Annotated in this window: 12 protein-coding genes and 1 tRNA gene; 8 read left to right on the forward strand and 5 right to left on the reverse strand. The window is 63.7% G+C overall.

From position 1 onward, the window contains the following. Positions 1–91 precede the first annotated feature (91 nt). Positions 92–394 (reverse strand): hypothetical protein, encoded by a 303-nt coding sequence (locus ACX80G_RS02020; protein ID WP_459305296.1) that lies wholly within the window; start codon positions 392–394, stop codon positions 92–94. 145 nt (positions 395–539) lie between these two features. On the opposite strand from ACX80G_RS02020, the gene ACX80G_RS02025 reads away from it, so the two are divergent. Then, positions 540–611: transfer RNA gene (locus tag ACX80G_RS02025), tRNA-Arg, on the forward strand. A gap of 1 nt (position 612) precedes the next feature. On the opposite strand, the gene ACX80G_RS02030 is transcribed toward ACX80G_RS02025, so the two are convergent. Next, entirely contained in the window at positions 613–1,602 is a 990-nt protein-coding gene (locus ACX80G_RS02030; RefSeq protein ID WP_459305297.1) for a tyrosine-type recombinase/integrase, read from the reverse strand. Between the two features lie 841 nt (positions 1,603–2,443). Between ACX80G_RS02030 and ACX80G_RS02035 the strand changes: the two genes are divergently transcribed. Next, positions 2,444–2,935 (forward strand): DUF6314 family protein, encoded by a 492-nt coding sequence (locus tag ACX80G_RS02035; protein ID WP_459305298.1) that lies wholly within the window; start codon positions 2,444–2,446, stop codon positions 2,933–2,935. Between the two features lie 11 nt (positions 2,936–2,946). Further along, positions 2,947–3,576: a membrane protein YczE gene (yczE, locus tag ACX80G_RS02040; protein ID WP_459305299.1), complete on the forward strand. Its 630-nt coding sequence runs from the start codon at positions 2,947–2,949 to the stop codon at positions 3,574–3,576. 24 nt (positions 3,577–3,600) lie between these two features. On the opposite strand, the gene ACX80G_RS02045 is transcribed toward yczE, so the two are convergent. Further along, on the reverse strand, positions 3,601–5,484 hold the full coding sequence (locus ACX80G_RS02045; RefSeq protein WP_459305300.1) for an ABC transporter ATP-binding protein: 1,884 nt from the start codon (positions 5,482–5,484) through the stop codon (positions 3,601–3,603). A 215-nt stretch (positions 5,485–5,699) separates the two neighbouring features. Between ACX80G_RS02045 and ACX80G_RS02050 the strand changes: the two genes are divergently transcribed. The 4 genes from ACX80G_RS02050 to ACX80G_RS02065 are packed head-to-tail and all read left to right on the forward strand — an operon-like array spanning position 5,700 to position 8,925. Beyond that, on the forward strand, positions 5,700–6,527 hold the full coding sequence (locus ACX80G_RS02050) for an amino acid ABC transporter substrate-binding protein (protein WP_459305301.1): 828 nt from the start codon (positions 5,700–5,702) through the stop codon (positions 6,525–6,527). Between the two features lie 47 nt (positions 6,528–6,574). Then, positions 6,575–7,234, forward strand: a complete 660-nt coding sequence (locus ACX80G_RS02055; protein WP_459305353.1) for an amino acid ABC transporter permease — start codon at positions 6,575–6,577, stop codon at positions 7,232–7,234. Next, a complete protein-coding gene (locus ACX80G_RS02060) occupies positions 7,221–8,012 on the forward strand; it encodes an amino acid ABC transporter ATP-binding protein (RefSeq protein ID WP_459305302.1) in 792 nt (263 codons plus the stop codon). The genes ACX80G_RS02055 and ACX80G_RS02060 overlap by 14 nt, the downstream gene beginning before the upstream one ends. Positions 8,013–8,046: 34 nt before the next feature. Next, positions 8,047–8,925: a DUF1684 domain-containing protein gene (locus ACX80G_RS02065; RefSeq protein ID WP_459305303.1), complete on the forward strand. Its 879-nt coding sequence runs from the start codon at positions 8,047–8,049 to the stop codon at positions 8,923–8,925. Between the two features lie 123 nt (positions 8,926–9,048). Here the strand turns inward: ACX80G_RS02065 and ACX80G_RS02070 are convergent, their stop codons facing one another. Both ACX80G_RS02070 and fdhD read right to left on the reverse strand, forming a co-directional pair. Then, a complete protein-coding gene (locus ACX80G_RS02070; RefSeq protein ID WP_459305304.1) occupies positions 9,049–10,086 on the reverse strand; it encodes an LLM class flavin-dependent oxidoreductase in 1,038 nt (345 codons plus the stop codon). A gap of 29 nt (positions 10,087–10,115) precedes the next feature. Beyond that, the gene (gene fdhD / locus ACX80G_RS02075; protein WP_459305305.1) at positions 10,116–10,955 is read right to left on the reverse strand and encodes a formate dehydrogenase accessory sulfurtransferase FdhD; all 840 of its coding nucleotides are present in this window, start codon (positions 10,953–10,955) and stop codon (positions 10,116–10,118) included. A gap of 64 nt (positions 10,956–11,019) precedes the next feature. On the opposite strand from fdhD, the gene ACX80G_RS02080 reads away from it, so the two are divergent. Then, entirely contained in the window at positions 11,020–13,341 is a 2,322-nt protein-coding gene (locus ACX80G_RS02080) for an FdhF/YdeP family oxidoreductase (RefSeq protein ID WP_459305306.1), read from the forward strand. The last annotated feature ends 69 nt before the right edge of the window (positions 13,342–13,410 follow it).

Here is a 13,410-nt window from a genome sequence, read left to right on the forward strand (position 1 = left end):
AACGTTCATCACGAAACGACACAGTCGTTGCCAGCTGAGCACGGCGGGTAAATCACTGTAAATCAGATTCGCTTGGTCCGCCGGTAGATAGTTACGTCTGGGCGGGGTGTGAGCCGTTGATGAGCTGAAGCAATGTTGACTTCAATTTGTCGGCTTCGCCGTGGCTGATCTTGAAGTCGATGGTGTTTCCGGTGGTGATGACGGAGACGGTGGTGTTCATCATCCCCTTTTTCGATGTAACGGATGAGATTGATCGAATGGGGATCATCTCGGTGTCTCTGTTCCGCACGCCACTGGTGAGCGCAGTGACTCCGAAGCTCAGCGTTGCGGCGGCGACTTTGCCGCCGGACAGACCGGATCTGGACCATTCCAGCCGGTCCGGAAACAGCGTCACTTTGGCATTCTTTCCGGCGACGTGGGACGTAAATTCGAGCAGTGATCCGGACATTGAGACCCCCAGGGATGGTCGGTATGAGAAGCGCTTGGGTTCCTTCAGCGTAACCGACCACCCCGCCTGGTTAGGTTAGACTCGGGTGTTCGCCTCTGTAGTCCAACGGATAAGACAGCCCTCTCCTAAAGGGCAGATCCGGGTTCGATTCCCGGCGGGGGCACTCATGCCACTTGCAGCGTATCCATCGCCTGTCTCCTCGCTACGTCAGTGACCAGCGTGTAGATCTGAGTGGTTGCCAGCGACTCGTGCCGAAGGAGCTCCTGGACCGTTCGCAGGTCTACGCCGTTTTGGACGAGGGTAGATCCGAAGTAGTGCCGCAGCTGATGAGGTGTTCCGAGGACATCTGCCCGTTGCATGGCTCTCTTGATTGCCCGGCTGACCGAATTCGGGGCCACGCAGCGCGCCTGATCGCCGGCCGACGGGAACCAATAGCCTCGTCTGGGAAAGCTGCTGGCAAACAGCACGACCGTCTGGTGCAAGGGAAGGTAAGCAATCTTTCCGCCTTTCCCTTCGACGAGGAGTGTCCGGTTATGGAAATCAACGTCCTGTCCCTGGATTTTTGCTATCTCGTGCACGCGAAGTCCTTGCAGTGAGCCGAGCAGGATCATCATGCGGCAGTTCCGCCGTTGCGCTGCTTCGAGAATGAGCGCCAGGTCCCCGTGGGTGACCGGTCGTGGAACTCCTTTCGGGGGCCGCGGGGCTGGCGTCTTCAGCGTTGGGTCATCTGCTCGTTGCTCGGTTCGGACGAGCCATCGTGAGTAGGCCCTGAGGTGCTTGTGATAGGTGGCACGGGTGGCTTGCCGTATCCCTGGCCGGGCTAGGTAGCCGATGATCTGGCTGGGCTGGATCTCCTTCGGTTCAGCTCCCGAGGTGAGGAGGAAGTGCCGGATGAAGTACTCGCGGTCTTCGATCGTTCGGTGTGAGAGACCTTGTGCGGTTTGCCAGTGTTTCCACTGGGCGAGAGTGGTGTCTGTTTCTTGTCCCATGGAATCTGACACTAAACGCAGAACAGGCTTACCCGTGCCATCCGGTAGCGGATTGTTATCGGCCTGACCTGCAGGGACGTAACCATTAGGGCCCCTATCAGGGAGATCTCTCTGAGGTATCCCCTTCCCCAAACTCCCGCTGACCCCGACCCCGCTCAAAAGCATTTGCCCACGACCGAGAGACCCGACCCTCGGTGGGGGCGTGTCTGGTTGTGGCCTTGGGTCCAGGTGTACTGCCGGGACCTCCCGCAGACGGTTCTGCGGGTTCAGGAGGGTTGTGACCGTGCCCCTGCTGGTTTCGCGCGGAGAGGGGCTGTGAGACGCGCTGAGGCGGTCTCCTGCTGGTCTGGCTTCCAAAGGTCCTCTCCCGTAAACTGGGGGAAGTGCAATCGTGAAGCCTGGTACTGCAGGTGATTGCCTCGCCCGCCGGTTGTTGCAAGCTTCCGGCGGGCTTTTTCGTTTGGTCTAGGTTGGTGAACTACTTATCAAGCGGTCCGGTGCTTGACGCAATTTCTGCAGATCCGCAGCGGTTGGTCGCGAAGTAGATTTGGTGACCAGTCGTGAAGTCCGAAGCGGCATCTTGCCGGTACGACGTTTCCGCTGTATCCGCGCCAGTTGCGGCGGTACCAACATCGGAGCCTGGCTATAACGGTGTACTCGCTCATGCCGTGCACCTGTGCCGTTCGGCGTAGCGTTCCGCAATTGTTCGTCCGTCGTCGTCGGCGTACCAATTCAGCCCGACGTCGCAGGGCTCGCAGTAAGCGCGGTATTGAGCGCCGCCGCCAACGAGTCGGACGGCCATCGCACTATGCCGACAGGTATAAGTTTGGATGCTCTCTGCGCTGCGCTCGCCGGCGGCAGTCGTGCTCATGCTGCCACCGATCCAAGCTCGCCAGGCGTAGCTGGATAGAGTGGGATGACGGTGCAGTTTGCACCTGTGTCCTGCTTGTAAAGGGAAGGTCGTCGGTTCGATTCCGGCCAGGGGCACCAACGCGACGGGTGGCCGATGACCAAATTTGCACCGTACCGCCTTAACACCGTCCCGCTTCTCGGCTACCTCGGCGGTGCATGGACGGTGGACCGCACCTTGCAGGATCTGTCCTCCGGCCTGGCAGGCACCTTCAGTGGCACTGCGTCGTTCACGCCCGACGACGACGGCGCCCTCCTCCACCGGGAACGGGGCACCCTGGTCTGGGCCGGGTCCTCCCCCGCTCCGGCGACCCGGGAATTGCTCTGGCGGGCAGCAGGATCTGCACCTTCAGCTGAGGTGTTTTTCCCGGATGGCCGCTACTTCCACGGCCTCGACCTCACCACCGGGAAGGATTCGCCGGTGCACCAGTGCGCGCCCGATGTCTATCGTGGGCACTTTGTGCTGGTTGACGCGGACAGCTGGCACTACACCTGGTGGGTCAGCGGACCGCAGAAGGATCTCAGGTTGGTGACCCGGCTCCGCCGGGTCACCGAAACCGAGTCGTCGGGAAGCGCCACGCAGGCGTAATGTCTGGCCCTATGACCCATTTGTTCCTCCGGCGCATCCCCCAACTGCTGATTGGCCTGTTCTGCTATGGCTTCGCCATTGCCATGATGATCAAGGCCGGAATCGGCGTCTCGCCGTGGGACGTGCTCGGGCAGGGCACCGCGCTACAAACAGGCCTCCCCTTCGGCGTCGCCACCAATATCATCGGCCTACTCGTGCTTCTGCTGTGGATTCCCATCCGGCAGAAGCCCGGCGTCGGAACCGTCCTCAACGTGGCCCTGGTGGGGCCCAGCGCCGAGGTGGGTCTGGCCGTGCTCCCGGTGCCCACCGAACTGTGGGCGCAGATCCTCTTTTTTGCCGGTGGCCTCACCCTGTTGGCACTGGCGACCGGGCTCTACATCGGGGCGCGGATGGGCCCCGGCCCGCGGGACGGACTGATGACCGGCATCCACCGGAAGTGGGGGTGGAAGATCTGGAAGGTTCGCACCCTGATCGAGCTCACTGTGCTCACCATCGGGTGGGTCCTCGGCGGCACGGTCGGCGTCGGAACCGTCGCGTTTGCCCTCCTGATTGGACCGATGGTCAACGCGGCGTTGCCGCTGCTCCATATTCCGGACCCCCGGCCGCGAGGCTCGGCAGGCGACGCGGCCCCGGCCACCTAAGCGGCGCCCACCCATCCCGGCGACCTAGAGTCCAGGAGCCACGTTCTTCCGGACAGCAAACTGGGTGCGGTGCAGTTCCGCATACCGTCCGCCACGGTCCAGCAGTTCCTCGTGATTGCCTCGCTCGGCAATCTGGCCGTCCTCGATCACCAGGATCTGGTCGGCGGTGCGGATGGTGGACAGCCGGTGCGCGATCACGATTGCCGTGCGACCCTCAAGAGCTTCACTCAGTGCCGCCTGAACCGCGGCCTCGGACGTTGAATCGAGGGCCGCCGTCGCCTCGTCGAGGATGACCACCCGCGGCTGGGCGAGCAGGAGCCGGGCAATGGTCATCCGCTGGCGTTCACCGCCGGAGAGCCGGTAGCCCCGCTCTCCGACCATTGTGTCCAGCTGATCGGGGAGCGACCGGATCAGCTGCTCCAGCCGGGCCCGTCGGATGGCATCCCACATCTCGTCCACTGTCGCTTCGGGCCGGGCCAGCAACAGGTTGGAACGGATGGTTTCATGGAAGAGGTGACCATCCTGGGTGACCATTCCCATGGTGTGCCTGAGCGACTCGAACGTCACATCCCGCACATCGGTGCCGGCCAAACGGACCGCTCCGCTGTCGACGTCATACAGTCGCGCCAACAGCTGGGCGATCGTCGACTTCCCAGCACCGGATGACCCCACGAGGGCGATTGTCTGCCCCGGCTCTACCCGGAACGACACCCCGTGCAGCACCTCTTCACCACCGCGGGTATCGAGAGTGGCAACCTCCTCCAGGGAGGCAAGCGAGACCTTGTCCGCCGAAGGATAAGCGAACCGGACGTCGTCGAACTCCACCGACACCGGCCCGTCGGGGATGGTACCGGCCTGCGGCTTTTCCTTGATCAGCGGGTCAAGGTCGAGGACCTCGAAAACCCGTTCGAAGCTCACCAGCGCGCTCATGATCTCCACGCGGGCGTTCGCCAGGTTGGTCAACGGTGCGTACAGGCGGGTCAGCAGTAGCGCGAGGGTCACCACTTCGCCGGTATTCAGGGCCCCGTTCAGAGCCAACGCGCCACCCAGTCCGTACACCAGGGCGAGGGCCAGCGCCGACACCAGCATCAGAGCGGTCACGAACACCCATTGCAGCATGGCCATGCGCACGCCGATATCGCGGACCCTCGCGGCGCGCACAGCGAACTCGTGCGACTCCTCCTGCGGGCGGCCGAACAGTTTTACCAGGGTGGCGCCGGGGGCCGAGAAGCGCTCGGTCATCTGCGTGCTCATGGCCGAGTTGTGGTCGGCGGCTTCGCGGCGCAGCGCGGCGAGGCGGTTCCCCATCCGCCGGGCCGGGAGCAGGAAGACCGGCAGCATCACGATGGCCAGCACTGTGACCAGCACCGACGTCGTCAGCATGACGACCAGCGTCAGTGCCAGCGCCACGACGTTGCTGACCACGCCGGAAAGGGTGCCGCTAAAGGCTTGCTGGGCGCCGATCACATCGTTGTTCAGCCTGCTGACCAGGGCGCCCGTCCGGGTGCGGGTGAAAAATGCGATGGGCATTTTCTGCACATGGTCGAACACCCTGGTGCGCAGGTCAAGGATGACCCCCTCACCGATGCGGGAGGAATACCAGCGGGTGGCCATACCCACCACCGCGTCGGCGACCGCCACCAGCGCAATGACGACGGCGAGCCACACCACCGTCTGGAGGCCTGTGCCCGCGATAATCTCGTTGACCACCTGCCCGGCAAGGACCGGTGTCGCGACGGCAAGGAAGGCCGACACCACCGACAGCGCGATGAAGAAGATCAGTTTGGTCCGGTAGGGCTCAGCGAACGCGAGGATCCGCTTGAGCGTTTCCCTCGAGAATTTGTTGTTGCTGTCCTTGGCGGTGGAAATCCGGTAAAGGGAATTCCAGGCAGCGCCTTCCATGCTCATGTACTAGCCTCCATTGCTCAGGTCTTCAGCTTATGCCCGCAAAGAGCCCCGCACGGGCCGGGAGAACCGGGGTTGGCCGGATCACACGGGTCTCCGGAACTAATTTCGCTGAGGGCTTTGTTGCACTATGTGGCTGCCCGCTTTGTGCCAGCCCAACCTGGCGCGATAGAACGGCAGGAGACCTCCCAGCACCCCCAGTCATTAAGGACCCAGCAATGAACACCCGTCGTCTTTCAATCCTTGGCGCAGCCACCGCTCTCACCCTCTCCCTGGCCGCCTGCGGTGGCGGGGAAGCGTCTTCCGACGGGTCCGCGGACGACAGCGCGTCCGCCGGATCCACCACGCTCCAGGAGATCCAGGACGCGGGAGTCATCACCGTCGGCACCGAGGGCACCTACCGTCCCTTCACCTTCCATGAGGGCGGCGCCGGCGATCTGACCGGGTTCGACGTTGAGGTCATCACTGCCGTCGCCGAGGAACTCGGTGTTGAGGCTCAGTTCGAGGAAACCCAGTGGGACGCCATCTTCGCCGGACTCGATGCCGGCCGATTCGACGTCATCGCCAACCAGGTGTCAATCACCGATGAGCGCCTGGAAACCTATGACTTCTCCGACCCTTACACGGTCAGCACCGGTGTCATCGTGACCACCGCCGACAACACCGACATCGCCTCCTTCGAGGACCTTGAGGGGAAGACCACCGCCCAGTCGCTGACCAGCAACTGGCACACGCTGGCGCAGGAAAGCGGCGCCGAGATTGAGGCAGTCGAAGGGTGGGCGCAGTCGGTTGCACTCCTGGAGCAGGGACGGGTCGACGCCACCATCAACGACACGCTGACCTACCTGGACTACCAGCAGACCAACCCCACCGATGCGATCAAGATTGCCGCCGAGACCGATGAGGAATCGCTGAGCGCCTTCGCCTTCACCAAGGGCAGCGACGACCTGATTGCCGCCGTAGATGAGGCGCTCGCCTCCCTGCGCGCAGACGGTACGCTTGCCGAGATCTCGGAGAAGTACTTCGGGTCCAACGTCACCGAATAGCACCGGCTAGCACCGAATAGCACCGGCTAAGTACACGGAGGAACACTATCGACTGGACACTGTTCTGGGATTCGCTCGGCCCGCTGGTCCTGGCTGGGCTGACGGGCACCATTCCACTGTCCCTGGCGTCGTTTGTCCTCGGCCTGCTCCTGGCGCTGCTGATCGCCCTGATGCGGTTGAGCAGCAACCGCATCGCGTCGGGAGTGGCCAGGACGTACGTGTCGATCATCAGGGGTACCCCCCTGTTGGTGCAGCTGTTCGTCATCTTCTACGGCCTGCCGTCAATCGGCGTGGTGATCCCTCCCTGGCCCAGCGCCATCATCGCGTTCTCCCTGAATGTGGCGGGCTATGCGGCCGAGATTATCCGCGCAGCGATCCTGTCGGTGCCCAAAGGCCAGTGGGAGGCGGGGCACACCATCGGGATGTCACGCGCCCGCACGATGCGCCGCATCATCCTGCCCCAGGCCGCCCGCGTCTCGGTACCGCCGCTGTCCAACACCTTTATCAGCCTGGTGAAGGACACCTCCCTCGCGTCCCTGATCCTGGTGACCGAGCTGTTCAGGCAGGCGGAAGAGATCGCCGCGTTCAGCCAGCAATTCATGATGTTGTATCTGGAGGCCGCGCTGGTCTACTGGGTGTTCTGCCTCGTCCTTTCCAGCGGGCAGTCCTATCTGGAGAAGAGGTTGGATCGCTATGTCGCACACTGAACCCACCAGCGCCGCCGGGCAGCAAGGCAACTTGCTCACCGTGACGGGCCTGAGCAAAGCCTTCGGCGAAAACGTAGTGCTGAAATCGATTGACCTCGCCGTCCGACCCGGACAAGTGACAGCCCTGATCGGCCCGTCCGGCTCCGGCAAAACCACTGTGCTGAGGTGTCTTAATGGGCTCGAGACTCCCGACGGCGGTGTCGTCTCGATCTCCGGTGGCCCGTCCTTGAACTTCGGCCGCCCGGTCAAGACGAAGGACCTGTCGGCGCTACGGGACCAAAGCGCCATGGTCTTTCAGCACTACAACCTGTTTCCCCACATGACCGTTCTGGAGAATGTGATCGAGGGACCGGTACAGGTGAAGAAGACCCGCCGGGCCGACGCCATCCGGGACGCCGAGTCGCTGCTGGCACGGGTGGGACTGGCCGACAAGAAAGACCAGTACCCGTTCGAGCTCTCGGGTGGACAACAGCAACGGGTGGGTATCGTGCGCGCCCTGGCGTTGAAGCCCGCGCTGCTACTCTTTGACGAACCCACCTCGGCGCTCGATCCGGAGCTAGTGGGTGAAGTTCTGGGTGTCATTAAGGAACTCGCCGACGAACAATGGACCATGGTGATCGTCACCCATGAGCTGGCCTTCGCCCGGGAGGTCGCCGATGAGGTGGTTTTCATGGACGGGGGCGTGGTGATCGAACGTGGCCACCCCGACACCGTGCTGCGGGCACCCAACGAGGAGCGGACCCAACGGTTCGTCCAGCGGCTCCTCCACCCGTTCTGATCCATTCATCGCCGTCCCCGTCAGGAGATCGAGTATGTCCCAGCTCACCGCCGCCCAGCAGGAGGATGGCCAGCAGTGGCGCAGCTTCCGCGAGCGCCGGGACGCTTCCCTGGCCGCGGGGCATGGCTGGCTGACCCTCACCTCGTTGCAGTGGCTCCCGGCGGTGCCGTCAGCTTTGGACCTGGTGCCCGGGCTCTGGAGCGCCAGCGAGCCTGGCTTCGGTCCCGGAGCCACCCTCACTGCCCAGGCAGGTGATGGACTGACCGCGGTTCGTACAGGTCTGCCCGTCACCGGCCCCCTCACGCTGGTCCTGAACGACGGCGCGTCCGAGAACTGGGTGCGATATCAGGACACCGTCGTCGAACTCGCAGTCCGCGGCGACCGCTACGTGGTGCGCACGCGTGACAACACAGCTCCCACATTTACCGGGTTCGACGGCGTGCCGGTCTACGGGTACAGTCCCGGCGCCGTCGTTGAGGGCAGGTACCTGCCCTACCCGACGCCCCGTGAGATGCCGATCCGGACCGCCCACCCCGCGGTCCCCGACGTGATTCAGGCGGCCGGATCGGTCTCGTTTACCCTCGGCGGTGTCGCCCAGACCCTCGTGGTAGAGCAACAGCGCGATGGCGCACTGAAAGTGGCATTCCACGACGAGACGAATGGGCGTACCACCGCCCGGTGGCGCTTCCTCATCACCGATCAGGTGCGGCCGGGCGGTCTGGTCACCCTCGACTTCAACCGCTCGTTGAACTACCCGAGCGCGTTTACCCCGTTTGGTACCTGCCCCATGCCACCTGCTGGAAACCAGATCAGCGTCCCGGTCGAAGCCGGGGAGCGGAAGCCAGTTAGGCCTCCCCACCTAGCTAGCCCGCCGCCGCCGTGGCACCAGCCCGGCGCCACCCCTCTCCGGTGAGGACGCTGGACCCAGGTGGCCGACATTCCCACCCCGGATCTCCAGGTTGACCCCATGGGTCCATGCCGCTCACCGGGTTGACCCTGCGGGTCCAGAGCGAAGCGGGCTAACTGTATTGTCCCGTCAGGCCGCGGTCGCGCCCAGCTCGCGGCGTACCAGCGGCAGCACCTCGGTGCCCAGAAGTTCGATCGCTTCCAGCACCTGGGCCTGGGGCACGGAAGACCAGTCCAGCTGCAGGATGTGCCGGTCGTGGCGCATCTGGGAGTGGGCCAGTACGATCTTCTCCGCTACTTCCTCGGGGTTCCCCACAAAAACGGCCCCCGAACGTGCGGCCTGCATGTTGTAGGTGATTTCGCTGGGCGTCGGAAAGCCTCGTTCCGAGGAGATCCGCTTCATCGTGTCCAGCCAGTACGGCTTGAAAGTGGATTGCGCGTCCTTCCTCAACACCAGTCCGACGCCGCTGAGTCCCACCTTCAGGGTTGCGGGGTCATGCCCGGCGTCGGCGGCCGTCTGGCGGTACAGCTGTGCGTGCTGGGCGAAGTTCCCCACCGTTCCGCCGAGCAACGCAAAGATCACCGGTGTGCCCAGCCGTGCGGCGCGCACCGATGACGCCGGCGTCCCACCGGTAGCGATCCAGATATCCAGGTGCCCCGAGGCGGGCCGCGGCAGGATCAGGGCATCATCCAGCGCCGCACGGAACTTGCCACTCCAGGTGATGCGTTCGGCAGCGTCGAGCTGCAGCAGCAGCCGGATCTTCTCTTCGTACAGCTCCTCGTAGTCGCCGAGCTCGGCCCCGAACAGGGGATAGGACTCGATGAAGGATCCCCGCCCGGCGGTCAGCTCGGCCCGCCCACCCGAGAGCAGGTCAAGGGTAGCGAACTGCTGGTAGACCCGCACCGGGTCCTCAGTGCTCAGGACGGTGACGGCTGAACCGAGGTGGATGGTGCTGGTCTGCGCCGCTGCGGCCGCGAGTACCGGCACCACCGACGAGACAGCGTAGTCGGACCGGTGATGCTCGCCGATCCCAAAATAGTCAAGCCCCACCTGATCGGCGAGCCGGGCCCGCTCCAGCAGGTCGGCCAGCCGCTGCTGCGGCGAGACCCGTTCCCCCGTCACCGGGTTGGGGTGGAGGTCGCCGAAGCTGTAGATGCCAAGTTCCATAGTGCGTGCAACCCCTGACGTCGGTTGGTCTAGGCGGCGATCCGCTGCGGGTGCGTGTAGCAGTTCAGTGAGGTGCCGCGGCTGAACCCCACCAGGGTGATGCCAGTGTCTTCGGCGAGGTCGGCAGCCAACGACGACGGCGCGCTGACCGCCGACAGCACGGGGATCCCCGCGAGCTGAGCCTTCTGCACCAGTTCAAACGAAGCGCGACCCGACACCTGCAGGATGGTCCCCTTCAAAGGCAGCATTCCTTCGCGCAGGGCCCAGCCCACCACCTTGTCGACGGCGTTATGGCGGCCCACGTCCTCACGAAGGCATAACAATTCGCCGTCCCGGGTGAACAGTCCCGCCGCGTGCACGCCACCGGTCGAGTCGAACAGTTTTTGCGACTCGCGCAGCCGGTCGGGCAACCCGGCGAGCGCCGGAAGCGAAACCTGGGCGTCGTCGTCGTGCACGTCAAAGCGGGAGGACTTGCGCACCGCATCGATTGAGGCTGTGCCGCAGATCCCGCAGGAACTTGACGTGTACACGTGACGTTCCATCGCGGTATCCGGCAGCACCACATCGGGCCTGAGCTGGGACTCGACCACGTTGAACGTCTGTTGCCCTGCGTCATCCACTCCCGCGCAGTACCGCAGGCTGACCAGCTGTCCGGGCTCCCAGATGATGCCCTCGGACACCAGGAAACCAGCCACCAGGTCGAAGTCATCCCCGGGGGTGCGCATGGTCACTGAAAAGGACCGGGAACCCAATCGGATCTCCAACGGTTCCTCGCCGGCAAGAATATCCTCACGACGGCTGATCCCATTTTCCGGTGCGCCAACACGGAATCTGGTGATTTGGCGGCGCTGACTTACGCGCTTTTTCAATCTGTACTCCTACCCTTGTCCTAGGATGAGACTAGTGGACTTCTGACCCGAGGATGTGATGGCAATGGCGACTCGTGCGCCCAAGGATGGAATCAACGAAGCCGAAATTAAGGTCGGCAAGCCGAAAAGGCAGGCGGTGGGTCTTCCCGCCGTCCTCAACTCTCTGAAAATTTCGCTGGATCAGATGGGTCCGGTGCGCAGCGTGCAGACGCTACTGTCAGTCAACCAGACCGAAGGTTTCGACTGCATGGGCTGCGCCTGGCCCGAAGGTGACAAACGACACACTGCAGAGTTCTGCGAAAACGGCGCCAAGGCTGTCGCCGAAGAAGCGACCCGCCGCACCGTGACGCCGTCGTTCTTCGAAAAGCACTCAATCGAAGAACTCAACGAGCGTGACGAGTACTGGCTCGGCCAGCAGGGTCGCATTACCCACCCGATGCTCCTCGATGAAGGCGGCACCCATTACCGTCCAGTGTCCTGGGACACGGCATACGACATCATCGTCGAGGAGCTCGCCGCACTCGATAGCCCCAACGAGGCAGTGTTCTACACCTCGGGACGAACCTCCAACGAAGCAGCGTTCCTGTACCAGTTGATGGTGCGCGGTATCGGCACCAACAACCTCCCTGACTGCTCCAACATGTGCCACGAGTCCTCCGGCTCCGCGCTGACCCAAACCATCGGCATCGGCAAGGGGACGGTATCCCTTGAGGATGTCGACAAGGCCCCGCTCATCCTGGTTGCCGGCCAAAACCCGGGCACCAATCACCCCCGGATGCTCACCTCGCTGGAGAAGGCCAAAAAGAACGGCGGCCAGATCGTCGCGATCAACCCGCTGCCCGAAGCGGGGCTGCTGCGCTTCGAGAACCCGCAAAAGATCTCCGGAATTCTTGGCACCAAGTTCGGCGGCGGCACCCAGTTGGCCGACGACTTCCTGCAGATCCGCCTCGGCGGGGACCAGGCACTCTTCCAGGGCCTCGGCAAGCATCTGCTGGAGCAGGAGGAAAAGACCGGGGCGGTCTTCGACCACCAGTTCATCAAGGAACACACCACCGGCCTGGAGGAATACCTGCAGGAACTTCGGGACGTCTCCTGGGACGAGATTGTCGAAGCCAGCGGGATCCCCAAGTCGCAGATCACCTCGGTGGGCGACCGGATGATCGCCTCCCCCGGCACCGTGGTCTGCTGGGCGATGGGCCTGACCCAGCACAAGCACTCCGTGAAGACGCTGCGCGATGTGGTCAACGTCCTGCTGCTGCAGGGCAACATCGGGAAGCCGGGTGCCGGCGTCTGTCCGGTGCGCGGCCACTCCAACGTGCAGGGCGACCGCACCATGGGCATCTTCGAGCGCATGCCCGACGGCTTCCACGACTCGCTGGACTCCCACTTCAACTTCGCCTCGCCACGTAAGCACGGCGTCGATGTCGTTGCAGCCATCCGATCCATGCGCGACGGCGGCGCTAAGGTCTTCATGGCGATGGGCGGCAACTTTGTGCGAGCCACCCCCGACTCCGACGTCACCGATAAGGCGCTCCGCAACACTCGCCTCACGGTCCAGGTGTCAACGAAGATGAACCGTTCCCACCTGATCACCGGCCGCCGTGCCCTGATCCTCCCGGCCCTGGGCCGGACGGATAGGGACACCCAGGCGAGCGGTGACCAGCGTGTCACGGTCGAGGATTCGATGAGCGCGGTGCATGCGTCCCGGGGGCGGCTCCGTCCCCCCGGACCAGACGTGCGCTCGGAGATCTCGATCGTGTGCGAGCTCGGTGACCGGTTGTTCGCCCGACCCGAAAGCCCGTTCCGCGACAACGCTCCCCAGCTCGACTGGGTCGCGGCGCAGGCCGACTACTCGGTGATCCGGAACCACATCGAAGCAGTCATCCCGGGTTTCGAGAACTACAACACGCGGATCGAAACCGGCGGATTTGTGCTGCCGAATGGTCCCCGCGACGGCAGGATGTTCACCACTCCGTCAGGCAAGGCAGTATTCACCGGCAACACCCTCGAGTACCCCAAGGTCCCTGAGGGCAGGCTCCTGCTGCAGACCCTGCGGTCGCACGACCAGTACAACACCACCATCTACGGCAAGGACGACCGTTACCGCGGCATCCACGGCGGACGACGAGTGGTACTGGTCCACGAGGACGACCTGGCCGCCGCCGGGATCGCGGAAGGGGAAATAGTGCATCTGGTGTCTCAGTTCTCCGATGGTGTGGAACGGCGGGCCGAGAACTTCAGGGCCGTCACCTACCCCACACCGCGGGGCTGCGCCGCCGCGTATTACCCGGAAACCAACGTCCTGGTGCCGTTGGATTCAACAGCCGACGTCAGCGGAACGCCGACCTCCAAGTCGGTCATCATCCGGCTCGAAAAGATCGCCTGAGCTAAACACGATCTGAGCTAGACCTACAGAAGCCCCCGTTCATGCGAACGGGGGCTTCTGTAGGTGCGA

This window comes from Arthrobacter glycogeni (assembly GCF_054510815.1).